We start from the raw sequence: 18,591 nt of genomic DNA on the forward strand, positions 1-18,591 counted from the left end.
CTCACTCCGCCCAGGTGAGCACTTCCACCATGCGCACGAAGCGCCGGTCGGTGCTGACGGCGGCCACCACGAAGCCGGCCGACTCGCCCGGGCCGCCCCGGCCCATGCTGCGCCAGCTCGACACGTAGAGCCGCTGGCTGTTCTGCGAAATCTGGGTGATGTATGCCACCGCTCCGTTCACCTCGGCCGCGCTCGGCGTGCCGTAGGCCGTGCGCGCCTGCAGCCTGGCGGTGAGCTCGGCCTGGGTGATGGGCTCGAAGAAGTACGGGTAGTCGTAGGCGCTGCCAAAGGTCCACCCGTACGTATCCGTCAGCGTCACCTGATTGGCCACGCCCTGGCCGTAGGGGATGTAGCCCTCCTTGATGCGCGAGGCGCTGGCGAGCGCTCCGCTCGCGCCGTAAAGCTGGGCCGGCGTGCCCGACACCGCGTTCATCCCCAGCGGCGCCGCGTAGGTCGCCGCGTCGTTCAGCTCGTAGAAGGCGTTGAGGTACTGCTTCGCGTCCGCCGCCACTCCGGTGAGGAAGGTGGCATTGCCCACCTTGGTGGACAGGTGCGCGCGCTCCGTGGCGTCCACCCAGTAGTCCTGGTCGAAGGCATCGAGCGCACCCACCATCTCCGCACGGGTGACCGTCGCGCCACTGGGGCTGGTGCTGGTGCGCGCGGTCGCGATCTTCGAGTCGAAGAGGGCGATGTTCGCGGCGCTGTCCGCCAGCGCGGCCGGAGCGGCCAGCAGCATCAGACCGCCGAGGAGGGACTTGAGAGAGGAGCTGGACTTCATCGGGATGCCTCGCGAATCGGGCCGGGGGGCCCGGGGGGGGAAGGAACTTCGTCGAGGCTCCTACTATTTTCTGCGAAGTCAGGTCCAGCGCAAAAATCCAGTTTGCCTGTTATTCACGGTTTCGTGACCTCGGGCTCAAACGGTGCGGCGCAGGGCTTCGAGGAGGGCGTCCAGGTCCGAGTCGGTGGTGAGCGGATTGATGACGGTGGTGCGCAGCCACACGCGCCCGCGGAGCGTCGTCTGCACCAGGTAGAAATCGCCGCGGGTGATGAGCGACTCGCGCAGGCGCACCTGGAGCGCGTCGAGCTCCGGCTCGGGGAGCCCCTTCGGCGTGTGGCGGAAGCAGACGATGTTGCAGTCTGGGGGGACGGCGAGCTCGAAGTCGCTGGAGGCCTGGAGGCGCTGGGCGAAGCGGCGGGACAGGTCGAAGGTGTCGGTGACGGCGTCCGCGAAGAGCTTCGTGCCCAGGGCGTGGAGGCAGGTGTACAGCTTGAGTGCCATCATCTCCTTGGTGCACTCGAGGGTGCGCAGCGCCACGTCGCTCCAGCGCCGCGTGTCCTGGCCGGTGAAGAGGTAGGAGGCCTCCTGGGCGAAGGCCTCGAAGGAGCGGTGGCCCTCGCGGAAGAGCACGGCGGTGATGAGTGCCGGCATCATCATCATCTTGTGCGCGTCCCACACCACCGAGTCGGCGCGCTCGATCCCCTTCACCTGGTGGCGGTAGCGGGGGCTGAGCGCGGCCGAGGCGCCGTGGGCTCCATCCACGTGGAACCACAGGCCGTGCTTCGCGCAGAAGTCGGCCACGGCCTCGAGTGGATCAAAGGCGCCCGTGGCGGTGGAGCCGGCGCTGGCCACGACGGCGATGGGACGGCGGCCGGCGCGCCTCGCGGCGGCGAGCGTCTCCTCCAGGGCCTCGGGGCGCAGCCGGTAGTGCGCGTCCACGGGGATGGGGGTGACACCCTCGGCGCCCCAGCCCATCATCCGCACGGAGCGGGTGACGCAGTAGTGGGTGGACTCGGGGACGAGCACGGTGAGGGGTGGCCCGGCGGTGGGGCCTCCATTCCACGCATCGAAGCCGGCCCTGGCCTGGCGCGCGGCGAGCAGGGCGGTGAGGTTGCCAGCGGAGCCGCCCGAGGTGAGCACGCCGCCGGAGCCCTCGGGCAGGCCGAGCACCCCGGCCATCCAGCGCAGCACGTTGTGCTCCATGGCGGTGGAGACGGGCCCCATCTCGTAGACGGCCATGCCGTTGTTGAGCAGCGAGGAGGTGAGGTCACACAGGGCGGCGAGGGGCAGGGGCGCGGACACCTGGTGGCCCACGTAGTGCGGGTGGTGCAGGTGGTGCGAGTGCTCGATGACGCGGGCGAGGAGGGCGGAGGCGTCGCCGCCAGGCTCCTCGGGGAAGTCCGCGGGGAAGCGTTCGGCGTGGGTGGCGGGCGGGGCCCAGGGGAGCACGGGCCCCTCGCGGCGGGTGGTGCGGGCGAGGTGGTCGGCGAGCTGGTCCACCAGTTGGTGTCCGAGGCGGCGGAAGTGCTCGGAATCGTAGGCGGCGGCGAGGTTCGGGCGGTGGGGAGCCATGGACGGCTGCATGCCGACTGCCTCCCCCGGCGTCAATCCTCTCCTGGAATGCGTCCTGCCTGGCGGGGCGTTGGCTGCATGAAGGGCTGTTGATATGGGACGGGATGGATGGTGCGTGGGAGGTCTGATGGCGGTGAGGCAGAGACGGACCTACGAAGTGCAATTGGACGGGGTAGACGCCCTCGACATGCCGCTGAGCGTGCTGAGGGACCTCTGCGACCTGCTCGTGGAAGGGGCCCAGCGGGCAACCCGGCTCGCCGTGGAGGGGCGGAGTGTGGCTCGTGGTACGGCCCCCTCCTGGTTGGTATCCGCGGCGGATCTTCGTGTGGGCCGGTACGAGCGTGGCTCGCTCTCCCTTTCCGTCTCAGCCCCGGAGCTCCAAGCGGTTGCGCCCGAGGTCTTCGCACAGCAGAGGCTCCTCGCCCCTGACGCGACGGCCTTCGATGCCTTCCTGGAGGCGGCGAGCGATGCGGTGGACGGGCATCGGGGCAGCGAGTTGCTCGATACCGGAGTACTGGAGGTGCTTGCCCGGACCCATGCCCTCTCTACCCGGGGAGTGGTCAGTCTCCGTATCCGTGAGAGCACGGGCCGGCGGATGGTCATGATCGACTCCATGAGCTCGCAGCGCATCCTGGCGCTCGCCAGGGACACTCCTACTCCTCGCGTGGAGCGGGTGTCGGGAGTGCTGGATGCGCTCACGGTGAGTACCAGGGCGCTGATGTTGAGGCTCGATGACGGCAAGGTGCTTCGAGGGCTCGCGGTGGGGGCGACCTTGGAGACCTTGAAGACACTCCTGGGCGCGCGGGTCATGGTCGAGGGACTCGTGACCTTCAGGCCATCGGGTGATGCGCTCCGTATCGAGGTGGATCATGCCGCTCCCGCGGCGGCCAGCGACACCTTGTGGGCGCGCCTGCCCCATGGGGAGGCGGGCCCTTCGCAGGTGGTGTCGCCCCAGATCGCTCCAGAGTGGCAGAGCCTCCTCGGGAGCTGGCCAGGTGAAGAGACGGACGACACCCTCTTCCAGGCCCTGGAGGAGTTGTCGTGAGGTTGCCTGGGGAGCAGCTCGTTCTCGACACGAACGTGTTGGTTCATCTGCTGCGCAAGAAGGGGCCCGCTGGAGCGTTGCTCGAACAGGAGTATGCGATCGGTACGCGCCGCCCTCGTGTGCTCGTCCCCGTGGTCGTCAAGGGAGAGCTCAAATCGTTGGCGTTCCAGTTCGGCTGGGGGCCCGAGCAACAGCTGGGGCTCGATTCGCTGCTGGCGCAGCTTCCCACAGTGGACATCTCGTCCTCGCTGGTGATTGGCGCGTACGCGAAGCTGGACCATCTGAGCCGCCAATCAGGCCGCTCGATGGGAAAGAACGACGTCTGGCTCGCCGCCGTGGCGCACGTGCAGTCGGCTGTCCTGCTTACGACAGACAAGGACTTCGACCATTTGAGTCCCGCACACCTGCGGGTGGAATACATCGATCCGGAGAAGCTCAAGAAGGGCATCATCTGATTGCCTGATTGCACGCTCCTCGTGGTCCGTTGTTTCAATGGATAGACCCTGAGGGAGGCGCACTTTCCGTGTCCCCAGGCCCTGGAGGTCCACCATGGCGTCCCGCATCACCATCACGTATTGCAGCGCTTGAGGCTACAGGCCTCGGGCCGCCCGTGCGGCGGCCGCACTGAAGAAGGAACTGAACCTGGACGCCGAGTTGAAGGTAGGCCCCTCCGGCAGCTTCATCGTGGAAGTGGATGGCACCCCCGTGGTGAAGAAGGAGTCCTTCGACTTCCCCACCGAGCAGCAGATCGTCGAGGCGGTCTCCAAGGTGGTGGGCGGGCCCCCAGCGGGCTCGTGAGCCCCGGGCAGGCGGCCGGGGGCCTGGCTCCCGGCGCCATGCTCCCCGGAGGGTGAACCGGGCCTCACCTTCATCGCGTGGAGGTGAGGCCATGGCCGTGGAGTGGTGGGAGTCCCCTTTCCAGCGCAAGTCCATCCAGCACTGGATGAAGGTCCTGGACCTGAACGGGAAGGTGCTGGGGCGGGTGGACTGCATCGGGGAGACGGTGTTGTTCGTGCGCCAGCGCTTCTCGCGCAAGCTGTGGGCGGTGCCCCTGGCGCGGGTGGAGCGGGTGTCGGGCAGGGGCGTGCACGTGGCGGGACGGGAGCGCGAGGTCCTGGAGCCCGAGGCGGGCCGGAAGCACATGGAGCTCGTCACGGCCACGTATCCCCTGGCGGAGCCTCCGTACACGAAGCTGGAGGCGGCGCGGCACGTGGGCGCATGAGGATGATGCACCGCGTGGCGTTTCGTGCTTGAAGGGGCGGCCATGTCCTCCATCGAGAATCTGTCGCAGAAGGTGTCCGCGGCGTTCGCGGACCGGGCGAAGCTGAAGGAAGCCGACCACGCCGCGGCCGTGCGCGAGACGCTGGCGCTGCTGGACGCGGGTGAGCTGCGGGTCGCCGAGAAGGGGCCCGAGGGCTGGAAGGTGAATGCCTGGGTGAAGGAGGCCATCCTCCTGTTCTTCGCCCTCTCCGAGATGAAGGTGATGGAGGTGGAGCCCTTCGAGTTCTTCGACAAGATTCCGTTGAAGAAGGGGCTGGAGGCGGCGGGCGTGCGGGTGGTGCCGCCGGGCGTGGTGCGCTACGGGGCCTTCGTGGAGCGTGGCGCGGTGGTGATGCCCGGCTACGTGAACATCGGGGCGCGGGTGGGCGCGGGGACGATGGTGGACACGTGGGCCACGGTGGGCAGCTGCGCCCAGGTGGGCCGCGACGTGCACCTGTCCGGTGGCGTGGGACTCGGCGGGGTGCTCGAGCCGCCCACCGCCTCGCCGGTCATCATCGAGGACAGGGCCTTCATCGGGAGCCGCTGCATCGTGGTGGAGGGTGTGGTGGTGGAGGAGGAGGCGGTGCTCGGTGCCAACGTGGTGCTGACGGCTTCCACGCCCATCATCGACGTCACCGGCCCCGAGGAGAAGGTCTACAAGGGCCGCGTGCCCGCGCGCAGCGTGGTGATTCCGGGCATGAAGGAGAAGCAGTTCCCCGCCGGCCGCTACATGGTGCCGTGCGCGCTCATCATCGGGCAGCGCAAGGAGAGCACCGACAAGAAGACGAGCCTCAACGCGGCGCTGCGCGACTTCGCCGTGCCGGTGTAGGCCGCTCGCATGGATGCCTTCACCTGGCGCTCGGAGAGCGGTGAGCCCGCACCATCGCGGCTCTCCCCCGTCGATGACCGGCTCACCGCGGATACCGCCCTGAAGCGGGTCCGCCGGGGTGAGCACCTGCTGTACACCGGGGACTTCCACAACGCGAAGCAGTTGCTCGGCGCCATGGGCCGCCGTCTTCCCCCGCCGCGTGCGGCACGCTCGCCCCTGGAGTCCTTCCGCGCCGAGCGCCGTGCGCGTCAGTTGGAGCACGAGACGCTCTCGCGCATCGTCGTGGCGCTGGACCGCTCCTACCGGTTGGAGCTGAAGCGCGCGCCCGACGTCGCCGAGGCCTGCCTCCAGGTGTGGGGCGAGCCCGACGCGGACAGGACCGTGGTCTCCCTCAAGACGCTGCTCGGCATGCTCGGGGCCGCGGAGTGGCGGCGCAAGGGCCTGGACGTGCCCGGGCTCCAGGGCAAGCTCCATCCCCACTACGGCGTCTACCTGCCCACGCGCACCGACTACGTCGAGCTGCTCAACTCCGTCACGGAGGTGCGCGGCAAGAAGGTGTTCGACGTGGGCACGGGCACCGGCGTGCTCTCGTTCCTGCTGCTCCAGCGCGGCGCGGCTTCCGCGACCGCGACCGATATCGACTCGCGCGCGGTGGCCTGCGCCCGGGAGAACGCCGAGCGGCTGGGGCTGTCCAAGCGCTTCGAGGTGATGGAGGGAGACCTCTTCCCTCCCGGCAAGGCGGATCTCATCGTGAGCAATCCGCCGTGGCTCCCCGAGCCGCCGAAGAACCGCGTGGACCGTGCGGTGTTCGACGAGGAGAACCGCTTCCTGCGCGGCTTCCTCGAAGGACTGGCCGCACACCTCCACCCCGGGGGCGAGGGACTGCTGCTGCTCTCCGACCTCGCGGTGCTGCTCGAGCTGCGCGCCGCGGACTGGCTCGAGCAGGAACTCGCGCGGTGCGGGCTCGCCGTGAAGTGGAAGCGCTCGGCCCCGGCGCGCCACTCGAAGGCGAAGGACAAGTCCGACCCGCTCCACGCGGCGCGCTCCCGCGAAGTCACCACCCTCTACTGCCTGGTTCCCGCTCCGAAAGCCACGTCATGAGTGAGCTCGCCACGCGCCTCGCGCAATCCACCCTGGCCCTGTGCCGCATCCCGAGTCCCATTGGCGAGGAGCGAGCCCTCGCGGACCACGTGGAGCGCTGGGCCCACGCGCACTTCCCGCAACGCGAGGTGTTCCGGCTGGGGCACTCGCTGGTGCTGGGGAGCCTCCAGGACCCGAGGCCCACGGTGGCGCTCGTGGGGCACCTGGACACGGTGCCCGCGCATCCGAACGACCGCGAGCCACGAATCGAGGGCGAGCGCATCTTCGGCCTGGGCTCCTCGGACATGAAGGGCGGGCTGGCGGTGATGATGGCGCTGGCGGAGGACCTGCCGCGCGCCGAGCTGCCGGTGAATCTGGTGGTGGTGCTCTACGAGCGCGAGGAGGGTCCGTACCTGGAGAGCGGACTGGGGCCGCTGTTCGAGACGCGTCCGGAGCTGAAGCGGGTGAAGTTCGGCATCGCGATGGAGCCGACGGACGGGGTGGTGCAGGTGGGGTGCGTGGGGAGCCTGCACGTGACGCTGCGGTTCAAGGGGCGCAGCGCGCACTCGGCGAGGCCGTGGCAGGGGGAGAACGCCATCCACAAGGCGGGGCCGTTGCTGGCGCGTCTGCTGGAGTTGCCGAGGCGCGAGGTGATGTACGGCGAGTTCGCCTTCTACGAGGTGATGAACATCACGAAGGCCTCGGGAGGGCGGGCGCGCAACGTGATACCGGAGGCGTTCGAGCTGAACCTGAACTACCGCTTCGCGCCGGGGAAGACGGTGGAGCGGGCGCAGCAGGACGTGCGGGAACTGGTGGGGGACGCGGCGGAGGTGGAATTCACGGACCTGGCGCCGAGCGGCCGGGTGTGCGCGGACAACCCGCTGTTCCAGCAGCTCCTGAAGCTGACGGGGCTGCCGGCGGCGTCGAAGCAGGCGTGGACGGACGTGGCGCGTTTCTCCGAGTTCGGCGTGGACGCGGTGAACTTCGGGCCGGGCGAGACGGCGCAGGCCCACCAGGCCAACGAGTGCGCGCCGATTCCCGCGCTGGCCGTGGCGTACGAGAAGCTGGCGACGTTCCTGAAGCAGGCGCGCTGAGCCGGTCTCCCCCCGCTTCGCCACCGCCTTACTCGGACGCTGAGCGGAAGTCCGGTTCGCCCGGGCAGTTGTCGAGCTTTGGAGCGGAGGTGTACGGAAGCATCCCGTACCTTGTTTCGACCTCCTTCGAGACCTCCTGGTAGCTGTTCTCGTAGACGCCGCTCAGGCCTTGCATCTCGGTCTCTCGCATGAAAGGCACCGGGTAGTTGATGTCGCTCTGGGGGTTCTCCAGGAAGCGAACAGTCATGAGGGCATTGCCTTCATGAAGGGGTTTCAGCCAGAGCAGGGCCTCTCCACTGACTGGCCATGCAACCTGAGTGGCCTCGGTCTTGGGACTCCGCCCCTCCGAGACCGAGTAGCGCCCGTCCTGGCAGACCCAGTGCATCCAGTATTCTCTACTGAGTATGTACAGCGTCAGTCCATTCCGGGCCGAGGCCGGTGTCGCCGCATAGCGCACGCGCAGGAAGGGCCCATCCGGAAATGCCTCCGAGAGCTGTTCCCAAAGGCGCTCTTCCTGGCGCAGCCGCTTCGCTTCTTCTGCCCTGTCAGGACCGAAGTTCTGTGGCTCACCTTCGTAGTCCTCCGGACCAGCGCAGAAGACGCAGCGCTCAGGGCTCCGGTCGTAGATCAGGCAGGCGTTTTGTGGACCCTGTTTCGGCCTGGCCTGGTCGATCTCGGAGACCTTCAGCAACCTGGCTCGTGTGCGATCCCCGCGGCAGCCGAAGACATAGGTGAGCTCCATGGCCACATCGTCGAGTCGCCTGAGCTGCATCGCCGCGTGGGCCGCCACCTTGTACTGGTGGGCCTTCAGCGCGAAGGCCAGGAGCGCCTCCTGCGCCACGGCTCTTTCGAGGGACCTTTCCGGCGCTATCCGTACCGCCCCCATCATGAGCCGGACCGCCTGCCGTGAGTCCTCCGCCCGCATGTGCAACTTCAGGTGGCGCTCCAGCCGTTCCCGCTCCTCAGGCCAGGGCTTGAGCATGTTCGACCGCAGGTATCCGGTGAGCATACGTGGCTCGTCCAGCTCTGCCAGGGGGGGCGCCGTGTCACTCTCGTCCGTTGTATCGGGGGGCGTGTCCGGGGGGTTGGTGCCGTCCTGCATGGCTTGCAGCTCGCCTCCATCCGATGGGAACTTCGAGGCACTTGCTCCTGGGAGAGGCTCCTGTCCGCTCGGGTCCGTGGGCCCCCCCGCGTCCTCTGGAGCGCGAGGTGAAGTAGCGCCGGGCTCGCGCAGATCCCCGTCGTCCACCCGCGCGACCCGGAGCCAATCCTTCCCGAGCTCCAGGATTCGGAGTGGCTCCCCCTTTTCCAGTGGCTGTCCGCTCGGAGCTTTTGGATCTGGGGTTTCGCGCAGCCCGTCGAGCACACCATCCGAGATGTACTCCGGGTACATGTACCAGATATCGCCCACCGTCATTTCATCCGCATCTATCGGGCCCTGGCCAGGCCCGAGCTTCTCCGCCATCTGCGTGAGGTCGAGGTCGGAGTGGAGGCGCTCCCTGCGGATGGCCGCCTGAATCGCCAGTGGCTCGACACGAGATGGGTCGAGTCTGGAGGCCAGCTCCATGTAGCGTGATGCACTCTCGACTTTCAGTGTGGCGAGGGCCTTCAGCCCCTCGTTCCAGGCCTCATCGAAGGTGAATGGCTGGGCGCGAAGATCGCTCTTGCGTACATAGCCTTCCAGCTCCGCGCTTCCGGTGTCCTCGGGTCTGGTTCGTGGAATGAAGATGAAGTCATCGCGGACGTTGGCCGCGTCGACATCGATTCGTGTTCCGATGGGGAAGTGGTCCGTCCATGCGTAGGACTCAGGTCGCGGCTCGGAGTAGAGCCTGCCCCAGAGGGATGCCATGTAGAGCACACGCGGGGGTGGGGGACTCGTGGCTTCTGGGCGAGAGAGTGCTGGGGGCGCGGTTTCCGGGCTCTTGGACTTCGACGGGGACGCCTGTGGCAGCGGCTTGGCCCCGGAGCTTGCACGGTGAGCTCCGTATCCCATGCCCACCACCACCCCTATCGCCAGGGCGATCAGACCCACCTTCGTCTTCTTCAAACACACCCCCCGCAGAAAACCAGGCACAGCCTACCATGTGCCAGAGCCAGCTCGGGTGATGGTGCGGACCTCTGACGCACACGTGGAAATCCCGGTCATGCGCTTGTGAATCTGGCGAGCTCCCGGCCGTCCAGGTTCCCGAAACCGGTATCGATGGAGTCCAGGTACCATCTCATTGGAAAGTTCAATGATTCCAGTTGGTTGTGTTGGTCCAGAGCCAGCTCGCTCCGTGGACAACCTCCGAGTGCCCGTGACATCGTCTTCTTCCCACCAGCTGTTCCAGGATCATTGAAGATGCAAACGCTTCTGCTCTCCCTGCTGCTGGCGACGGCTGCCGCCGACACCGAGGCGCAACGGGTCTACGTCCTCGGCTCCTCCCTCAACCTCCGGAAGGAGCCTTCCGCGGAAGCGGAGATCCTGGAGAAGCTCCAGATCGGAACGGAGTGCCGGGTCTCGGAGAAGCTCGAGGGCCAGTGGCTGAAGGTCCTCTGTGGCGAGAAGGCGGGCTACGCGTCCGCGTCCCTGCTGGGCCTGGAGAAGCCCTCGGCGGAGAAGCTCAAGGCCGAGGCGCAGGACACGAAGCTTCCGCTCAAGCAGCGAGAGGAGAGCGCGTTGCGTGCCTCGACCCTCTCCCCGGAGGACGCCGAGCTGCAGAAGCTGCTGGGGAACCTCTTCTTCGAGCGCAACCTCGAGCTGGCCGCTGGCATCAAGAAGCCGACGATGCGCAGGACGTTCCAGCATACGTGCTTCAATCAGAGCGACAGCTCCTGCATTGGAGACGCCACCGGAGCCGCGGTGAAGGACGTGAAGGTCCGGGCCGAGACGAAGGGGAACCTGTTCGTGGTGGCCGTTGGAAACGCGGAGCGCGTGGTCGTCTATCGGGGCAGATACAAGATCAACAGGATGAACGAGCTGACGGGAGAGGTGCTCGAACAGACCGGTTTCGCCACGACCCCGGTGCTGGAGAAGGCGCTCTTCTTTGGCCTCCAGCCGCGCCGTTCCGGCCAGTGGGACCTGTCCCTCGGACAATTTGCTCTGGACGAGGCTTCCCACTCCCTGTTGGACGTGCTTCCCAGGGAGTGGGCCGTGCTGGAGCAGAGTGCAGCGGGCTCGGGCCTTTGGAAGGCACAGTGGAACGATTGCTTGAAGAGGCCCTTCCTGTTGAAGTTTGCTCCAGACATCCACGGCCGGTGGTTTCTCGTCATCGAAACCGTGGGGGCTGATAATGCGTCGAAGTCGTACTGGGTAGCCGCGCTGTCAAAACAGGGTAGCGACCTCGAGTTGACGCTCGATGATTACTACGGAGGTACGAAGCGCGAGCTGTTCAAGCTTCCGCAAGGCCGTGGCGACATCGCCTACCTGGGGGACAAGGCGTATTCCTTCAAGCTCAACAGGTACGCCGAGGTGCATCACCCTTGCATTCAGGGTGGCCCGTAGAAGACTGAGTGACCTGGGGGGGACATGAGTCAGAACAGCAGATATTGGCCAGACTGGAAGTACGAGCTGCCGGACAAGCTGCTTGCGGCGCTGGATGAGTACCACATCCTCAAGGTTCCGCTTCTTGGACAGCACTATCCTAAAGGACCGTCGGATTGGTGCGGGCGAACGTCTTGCTCCATGGCGTTCAACTACTACCAACTCGTACAGGGGGGCGATTTCGAGTCCAGGTTCATCACGCATTGGAATGGAGGGCAGCAAGGTCGTTTCGTGGACCTCCGCTACCCAGGTGGCCAGCGAGCCTTCCACACCAAGCCAGTGAATGGTCCTCCAGGTATCAATCTTGACGGATACGCGGTGTCCGACCCGGCCTACAAGGGAGGCGACGTTGCGGTGGTCGCTCCGCCGTCTGACTTCACGAAAGGGCAATTCAACGCATCCACCATCCTGGGCTTCTCCTTCGGCGTGGTGCTGCCCTACGACCTGTCCAATCGGAAGGTGCAGGCGGCCCGGATCGCGAACACGCCTTCCCTCATCGAGTCGCATCTCGCGACCGTCCTCGAGGCTGTCTCCTCCAACAACCCGGTCATCTTCTACTCCGGGTTTTCCATGCGCCGCAGCGCGCCGATCCACCTCATCCTCATTACCGGCTATGCCTACCTGAAGGATGATACGGGCCGGCACCTCTGGCTCGCGGTGGCGGATCCCGCCACCCATGAGACGAAGATCAAGGCGGGCATGTATTCGGTGCCATCGCCCAAGACGTCGCACGATCTGGATGCGCTCGCCCAGCTCAGCGGAAAGCACGACATGATTCGTGTGATCTCCGGGAACTGGAATGAGGCCAAGGCCTCCTTGGTGTTGATCCGGGCCCGGAAGCTCTTCGAGGAGAACACCGTCAGCAGTGTTCGTGATGACCTGTACATGGATTACAACGGGCCCAACAAGGGTGGGGCCTTCATCTATTCACACCGCCAGACTCCGGCTCCTCCTGAGTGCATCTTCACCAACGTCTCGTATTCCGCCGCCTACCCCATGGACGGACGGAAGGAGCGCTACCGCCCCGTCAACTGCTACGCGATGACGGAGGAGGCCGCGAAGGGCCTCTTTCCCCTCGGCAGCCAGCGCAATCTCCATTCGGGTGTCCACCTGGAGCTCTCCAGCTTCTCGCGGGCACCTCCGCCACCTCCTCCCGAGAACACCGCCTCCTCCGCGGCTCCCGCGTCCGTCCCACAGGCTCAGCACAGGGAGGTGCGGTGCCTCGCACCGGGGTACGTCGTCGCCGTCCGGCTGGCGAACGCCCTTCCTGAATCCAAGCAGTCACCAGCCTCGGGGGATGCCGCCGCGAAGACGAGCGACGACGGGCAGGGGGCGAAGAAGGGGCTCGAAGCGAACGAGCTGTCCAGGGAGTTCGCGGGAAACCACAACTCCTTCATCCTGGTCCGCCACGACGTCGAGGAGTTCATCCCGAAGAAGCCGCAGGATCAGTCACAGGAGCAGACGCCCCAGCAGAAGCAGGAACCCAAGCGCTTCAGCTTCTACAGTCTCTACATGCACCTGGTTCCCCCGGACTGGAAGAAGGCGGGGACATACCAGGATGTGGCCTGGCTCAAGGTCCTCGCGCGCCGCGATGGCTCTCTGTCCGTGCTCGATCCCCGGCACGAGGCCTTCCAGCAGGTCCGGTGGCTCCAGGGCGCCTTGGAAGGTGCTGACTCCAAGGAGGAGATCGCCACGAAGAAGGGCGGCTCCTTCTCCACGATCGGCTCGGAGCTCTCCAAGCCCCAGACCTTCCAGCTGGGTGACGAGAAAGAGGGTTTCATCCGTGCTGTCTTCAAGCAGCCGGACCGCGATCTGAGCGAGCTTCACCAGTCGCTCATCGCGGGAGAGGTCGTCACCCTGTGCCATCCCTACCTCAAGGTCCGGGCGGGGGAACTGCTCGGCTATCTCGACGACAAGAGCGAGGCGGTGGGCCAGGGCTTCCTGCACTGGGAGGTCCTCGCGCCCAGTGAGCCGGGCCAGCTCAAGCAGTTCCTCCAGTTCGCGGAGGAGAAGCTCGGGCTGTCGAGCGGCGGCAAGCCCTTCTTCCAGCTCTTCGAGGAAAAGGAGCAGAACAACTACTTCGATCCTCCCGCCGCGCAGAGCGGCTCCGAGCGCACGGGCGAACTCGAGTCCCTGCTGAAGCTCGCGCCCGTGTTGGAACAACTGGGGGACGAGGAGAAGAAGCTGCTCGACGGTTTCAAGGACACCTACAACCAGGGGCTGCTCCGGAGGCTCCTGGGGTCCTCCCGGACAATGCCTTTCTATTCGCCTGGCTCCGAGGACAAGCCCGCGGAGGAGAAGGTCCTCGGCTATCCCGTCGACGTCCTTCTCGAGAACTACAAGAACTGCCTGCCCTCGGGCTCCTACAAGCTCCGGTTCACCTTCGACCCTCCGTCCCTCGCGCCGGTGGAGGTGGACTACGACGGACGGAAGACCCGCCTCCGCATCATCGTGCCCGCGATGGCGAGGAAGATCTTCGTGCAGCCCGTGACGCCTGGGAGCCTCTTCCTCCAGTCCGGAAGCGCTCCGGCCAAGGACGAGCGCCTGAAGAAGGATGTCGAGCACTTCAAGGCCTTGACCTCCGTGCGCTGGCGCAACGTCGTCCTGCGGCACCTCAATGAGTGGAGCCCCGACAACATCGTGAAGCAGGTGCTGGAGCACCTGAAGGCCCGCAAGCAGCTGGTGCTCGGCTCGGACGTCCTGGAAGCCACGGATGAGAAGGGCGCGAAGGAGATCATCCAGAAGTACGCGGACGCCATCGGCTGGTGGGCGAACAAGGAGAAGCCGGTGCTGGGTCCCCAGGGGAACGAGAAGCCCCTGTTCGCCGACAACCCGGACGGCGAGCAGCTCCCCAAGAACACCCTCCTCGACAACCCGCACCCGGTCACCTTCGCCTGGCTGCTGATGCTCCTGACGCGGCACAACTTCATCCAGTTCTCGGATGTGCCGCTCTGGCACTCGGAGGAACTGAAGAAGCTCGCCGCGGTGGGGTGGTTGCCGGCGCGTGAGACGCAGGAGTCCCGGCGCGTGGGCGAGCTCCTCCACGCTGGCGCGGTGCAGCGGGGCTATGGCAAGGACGCGGTGGACCTGCACGTCCTGTCCTCGAGCGCCTCGGAATGGCGGCTGAAGATCGCCTCGGGGAAGTTCAACGATGGCGTGTTCGCGCAGCCCGTGGAGGTGCCCGGCTGGGGCGAGTGGCGCCTGGATGAGCCCAATGCGACGGCGCTTGGTGAGCTGAAGATCCAGGGGCTCGAGCCCGCGCTCCTGAATACCTCCAAGCCTTCGCAGGACGGCTCGCAACCCCTGATACCCGATGCGGCGCTGGTCAGTGGAAAGGATGGAACCTTCTCCTGGCGGATCGCGTTCCGTGCCAATTGCCCCAGGCTCCTCCGAGGTTGGATCCTCCTGCGCAAGTGGAAGGGCCGGGTCACTGGCGAGCTTCCGAAGGATGCCGCTGCCTTCGAGACCGCCGGGGTGGCGATTCCCATCGTGGCGCGGGAGGACACGGCCCTCAAGGAGGAGGCCGGTTTCGCCGTGGTCGATGGTTTCGTGAAGCAGGGGACCGTCAAGAACGTCAGCACCTATGTCACGCAGCACTTCACGTACAAGGAGTTCCTCGATGCGGCCAAGGGGCAGAAGCTCGCCACTGGTTCCGAGCCCCTGATTGCCTGGGAGCTGGTCGAGGCGGTGGAGCGCATCCGGAGTGGGTATGCGGCACGCCAGGCGGTGACCTTGCTCGGGCTCTCCGAGGATGGGCTCTCCGTCCAGCTTCGGGCCGCCAACCCGGAGAAGCTGCGCGAGGCCGTGGACAACGCGAAGGCTGACGGCTGGATCGACGAGGCCGAGGATGCGGGAAAGGGCGAGCGCCGCATCCGGGTGAAGGCGCCGCGGGAGAGCCAACACCCTGGTGAGCTCGTGATCGAGTTCGATGCGAACGAGGTCTTCACCGAGCTGCGCAAGGAGTTCTCCCATGAGGAGCTGATGGCCGTGCAATTCGGCTGCTTCTTCCCGAATGGAGGAAGCGCGCTGGATGGACGGCTCCTCGCGTCGGACACACTCGGCAAGAGGTGTGAGCAGGTGAAGTTGGAAGAGCTGAAGGGGCAGGCCCGGGGCGGTTCCCTGGAGCAGTGGTCGACGGGGATCTCGGAGGTGCTGCACAGCCCCATGTTCGGAGAGCCGCAGGTCCAGCTCACCAGCAAGGGCGCCCAGGTCTGTGTGCCGCTGCTCGGAGGAGATGCGAACTTCTGGAAGGCGGCCCAGCCGAACATCACCTTTGGAAGCGATGCGCTCGACAAGAAAGCGAAGTCGCTCGTCCTGCCCAATCCGCTACGTGTCGTGCGGGCGTTGGACTTCAGCGACAAGGCCTTGAAGGGGAAGCAGCTGGCCATCTCGGCCGCCGTCAAGAAGAAGGACGTGCCCCTGAAGGCCGAGCGCATCGACGTCCAGCCCTCGAAGGAAATCGGATACGACATGGAGCCGAGCGCCTCGTTCCAGGCGCAGCCGGCGCTGTTCGACCCCTTCGTCCTGACGGTCTCGCTCTCGACGAACGCGGTCCCCGCCAGCAGGGGCTTCAAGCTGGAACTCACCACTTCCTCGGGGACGCTCCTGAAGCTCCCGGCGGACTGCATCTCCTACGAGCTGCGGCGCAAGGCGGGAGGCGGCGTGACGGACTCGAAGGGTGTCTTCCGCGCCAAGGTGGACGTGAGTGACGTCGCCGAGGCACTCAAGGGCGAGAAAGCGTACAAGCTCCGTGTCGTGCCCGTGGAGAAGGCGGACGAGGCCCTGGCCTGCGAGGAGGAACTCTCCATTCCCGAGCCCCTCGAGCAGAAGGAGCCGCAGGAGGTGCTGGGTGATTTCCCCGGCATGTGGCCGGACGGCCGGGGTGTGTTCATGACGAGCGGGAGGGCCTGACATGGCGACCGAAGCGCAAGTGGCTGCTCCTCTCGAAGTGCGGCTCGAGCCGGGCGCCGAGGGCGTCATCCGCCTGGTGGCCGTGGCCCCCATTACCCTCAACCTCTCCCTCTCTCCCGCGGACATCCGGCAGGAGGGGCGTCTCTACAAGGTCACCCTGCGGGGGACTCAGAAGAACCTGCCAGCGGATGCGACGTGCCGCGTGCTCATCACGGCGGAGTCGCTCGGAGAGCCACGGCAGTCCGAGATCGGCGCGGTCCCCATGAAGATCAACGGGGACTCCTGCACCATCGACGTGGAGATCGACACCTTCGCGTCGGGCCTCTTCGGAGAGGCCAAGGCCCAGCTCTCCGTCGTCCCGGACTTCCCGTTCACCACTCCCCATGCGGTCTCGGGTCTGCTGCCGTTCAACAACCCGCTGGATGTCACGGGGGCCAGCCCCGGCAAGGTCCTTCTCGGCAGGCTGCTGAAGCTCAAGCCGGTGCTCAGCCGGAAGTTCGAGAAGGCCCGGCTCAAACTCTCCGTCTTCCACGGTGGAACCATCGAGTCCGGCAAGCTCTCCGACTCCCTGGCCTGGTCCATCTTCGAGTGGAGCATGGAGGAGGACGACACGCAGGAGTGGCGGGTCGGCTGCGCCGAGAGCGGCGGCGAGTACCTGCTGACCTACCTCGAGAAGCACCAGGACGAGTACAGCTTCGATCTCCTGCTCGAGGTCGTCCAGGAGACCGAGGGGCAGGAAGTGGGCTACCTGGTCTGGAAGCGGCCCAAGGCCGTTTCCTTCCCGAAGCCGAAGCTGACGAGCTTCGAGGTCAGCAATGGAAGCGTTCTCGCGAAGGTGGAGAACGTGGACCCGGGTTTCCGCCTCCCGCTCGAGCTGACGCTCTGGCAGTACGGGCTGCACGACCTCGATTCCGTGGTCCGCACCCTGTTGATGAATCCCATCTCGCGGCCGGCGTTGGCGGAGGCGTCGTCCTCGGAGTACTTCTGGGAACTGCTCATGCCCACCCTGGGGATGTCGCAGGTGCAGCTCTTCGCCCTGCTGCGGATTCCCAAGACGTTGTCGGGCACCGATTCCTACGTCCCCGTCAGCGCGGTGATGGACTACGACGCGTCCAGGTTCCTCACCTTCGATGATGACCAGCTCTGGCTCGAGCCTCCTCCGAAGAAGGGCTCGAAGCAGCCCAAGCAGAAGAAGACGCCCAAGGACCTGGCCACCGCCATTGCTTCCCAGGAGTTGAAGGACACCCCGTCGCGGGCTCCTCACTTCGGGTCTATCTCGACCGGCGTGCGGGACAACCAGCTGCTCGTGTCCATCAAGCTCGTGGGCGATGGGGGGTACTGGAAGGCCGCCGAGCCCGTCTTCTCCCTGTATGACGAGGCCGGTCAGACCGAGCTCATGAAGCTCACCGTCAAGCCCGCGGAGCGGAACCCCCGCTACCTCGAGGCGCTCGTTCCCCTGGAGGATCCGAACCTCCTCGGCAAGAAGGTGCGCATCCGCGGCCAGGTCACCGAGCCGGGCGCCAACCTCTGGGACGAGCTGGTCGCCGCCCCGCCGGCGTTCTCCGTTCCCTACGAGGGCGTTCCCCGGTTGAGCGACCTGTCGGTGCGCTTCGTGGAGCTCACCGATGCCACGTGCCACATGCTGGTGCGGTGTCAGGCGCGGCATGTCCCGAATGGGAAGAAGGGCAGCACGCTCGGGTTCCGCCTCTATGAATACTTCTCGGGCTTGAAGGACCCGGTGCTGCTGTCGCGGGTCCCGTTCCGGTACGACGTCGCGCTCGGCGCCGGAGGCCAGTGTGACTCCCAGGGACGGTTGGTGGCTCGAATCACCGACCAGGAAGTGGTCCGGAAGCTGCGGGGCCCGGGCAGGTTCAAGCTCGAGGCCTGCGTGTTGGACAACGAGGGCAAGGTCCTGTCCACCGAGGTCCACTCCGTCTCCACGACCCTCGGGGATTCGCCCCGGAAGATCGAGGGCACCATGGTCTGGGGGTCCAAGGTCTCGGCGGAGTTCAGGAAGAAGGTGCTGGTCATCTGCGACCTCCTGAAAATCCAGCCGGATGACCTGATGGCCTGCATGGCTTTCGAGACGGGAGCGACGTTCCTGGCCAGCAAGCAGAACAACGCGGGCGGTCAGGCGTATGGCCTCATCCAGTTCACCCCGAGCGGCACGGAAGGCCTCGGGAAGACAGTGGATGAATTGAAGGTGATGACCGAGCTCGAGCAGCTCGATTACGTCTACAAATACATGGACCGCTGCATCAAGGCGAAGGGGCCGCTCAAGACCCGGAGCGACGTCTACATGGCCATCATCTGTCCCGAGGCCGTGGGCAAGCCGGAGACCTATACGTGCTACTCGGCGGCGAGCAGTCCGCGTGCCTACGAGAAGAACAAGGGGCTGGATGTGGCGAAGAAGGGCTACATCACCAAGGCGGATGCGACGGCTCCGGTGGACAAGGCCTTCCAGGACGGTCAGCTCTCCCGGGTGTGAGGAGAAAAGAA

Annotated in this window: 12 protein-coding genes and 1 pseudogene; 10 read left to right on the forward strand and 3 right to left on the reverse strand. The window is 66.2% G+C overall.

Annotated elements, in window-relative coordinates; translation table 11 throughout:
- Window position 1: 1 nt before the first annotated feature.
- Together Q664_RS47020 and Q664_RS47025 are read right to left on the reverse strand one after the other, a co-directional pair.
- Window positions 2-778: a hypothetical protein gene (locus Q664_RS47020; RefSeq protein WP_043412512.1), complete on the reverse strand. Its 777-nt coding sequence runs from the start codon at window positions 776-778 to the stop codon at window positions 2-4.
- Window positions 779-913: 135 nt separating this feature from the next.
- Window positions 914-2,350, reverse strand: a complete 1,437-nt coding sequence (locus Q664_RS47025; protein ID WP_043412676.1) for a pyridoxal phosphate-dependent decarboxylase family protein — start codon at window positions 2,348-2,350, stop codon at window positions 914-916.
- Window positions 2,351-2,477: 127 nt separating this feature from the next.
- Between Q664_RS47025 and Q664_RS47030 the strand changes: the two genes are divergently transcribed.
- The 7 genes and pseudogenes from Q664_RS47030 (at window position 2,478) to dapE (ending at window position 7,658) form a co-directional block, all read left to right on the forward strand.
- Window positions 2,478-3,395 (forward strand): hypothetical protein, encoded by a 918-nt coding sequence (locus tag Q664_RS47030; RefSeq protein WP_043412515.1) that lies wholly within the window; start codon window positions 2,478-2,480, stop codon window positions 3,393-3,395.
- A complete protein-coding gene (locus tag Q664_RS47035) occupies window positions 3,392-3,850 on the forward strand; it encodes a type II toxin-antitoxin system VapC family toxin (RefSeq protein WP_084610933.1) in 459 nt (152 codons plus the stop codon). The genes Q664_RS47030 and Q664_RS47035 overlap by 4 nt, the downstream gene beginning before the upstream one ends.
- Before the next feature lie 145 nt (window positions 3,851-3,995).
- A pseudogene (locus Q664_RS59730) lies at window positions 3,996-4,193 on the forward strand (SelT/SelW/SelH family protein); the annotation flags it as partial.
- A 91-nt stretch (window positions 4,194-4,284) separates the two neighbouring features.
- On the forward strand, window positions 4,285-4,617 hold the full coding sequence (locus tag Q664_RS47040; protein ID WP_052519581.1) for a hypothetical protein: 333 nt from the start codon (window positions 4,285-4,287) through the stop codon (window positions 4,615-4,617).
- Between the two features lie 42 nt (window positions 4,618-4,659).
- Window positions 4,660-5,484 carry a 2,3,4,5-tetrahydropyridine-2,6-dicarboxylate N-succinyltransferase gene (locus Q664_RS47045; RefSeq protein WP_043412521.1) on the forward strand — a complete coding sequence of 275 codons (825 nt, stop codon included), beginning with the start codon at window positions 4,660-4,662 and terminating at the stop codon, window positions 5,482-5,484.
- Window positions 5,485-5,493: 9 nt separating this feature from the next.
- Window positions 5,494-6,585, forward strand: a complete 1,092-nt coding sequence (locus Q664_RS47050; RefSeq protein WP_043412523.1) for a 50S ribosomal protein L11 methyltransferase — start codon at window positions 5,494-5,496, stop codon at window positions 6,583-6,585.
- Window positions 6,582-7,658 carry a succinyl-diaminopimelate desuccinylase gene (gene dapE / locus Q664_RS47055; protein ID WP_043412526.1) on the forward strand — a complete coding sequence of 359 codons (1,077 nt, stop codon included), beginning with the start codon at window positions 6,582-6,584 and terminating at the stop codon, window positions 7,656-7,658. Before Q664_RS47050 ends, dapE begins: the two co-directional genes overlap by 4 nt.
- 28 nt (window positions 7,659-7,686) lie before the next feature.
- On the opposite strand, the gene Q664_RS47060 is transcribed toward dapE, so the two are convergent.
- A complete protein-coding gene (locus tag Q664_RS47060) occupies window positions 7,687-9,507 on the reverse strand; it encodes a hypothetical protein (RefSeq protein ID WP_152622764.1) in 1,821 nt (606 codons plus the stop codon).
- A gap of 492 nt (window positions 9,508-9,999) precedes the next feature.
- Between Q664_RS47060 and Q664_RS47065 the strand changes: the two genes are divergently transcribed.
- The 3 genes from Q664_RS47065 (at window position 10,000) to Q664_RS47075 (ending at window position 18,580) form a co-directional block, all read left to right on the forward strand.
- The gene (locus Q664_RS47065; protein WP_043412530.1) at window positions 10,000-11,142 is read left to right on the forward strand and encodes an SH3 domain-containing protein; all 1,143 of its coding nucleotides are present in this window, start codon (window positions 10,000-10,002) and stop codon (window positions 11,140-11,142) included.
- Between the two features lie 357 nt (window positions 11,143-11,499).
- A complete protein-coding gene (locus Q664_RS47070; protein WP_152622765.1) occupies window positions 11,500-16,092 on the forward strand; it encodes a hypothetical protein in 4,593 nt (1,530 codons plus the stop codon).
- A gap of 1 nt (window position 16,093) precedes the next feature.
- Window positions 16,094-18,580, forward strand: coding sequence for a hypothetical protein (locus Q664_RS47075; RefSeq protein WP_043412533.1), 2,487 nt, complete (start codon window positions 16,094-16,096; stop codon window positions 18,578-18,580).
- Window positions 18,581-18,591: the final 11 nt, after the last annotated feature.

Origin of the sequence: Archangium violaceum Cb vi76 (assembly GCF_000733295.1) — a bacterium.
Lineage (GTDB): Bacteria > Myxococcota > Myxococcia > Myxococcales > Myxococcaceae > Archangium > Archangium violaceum.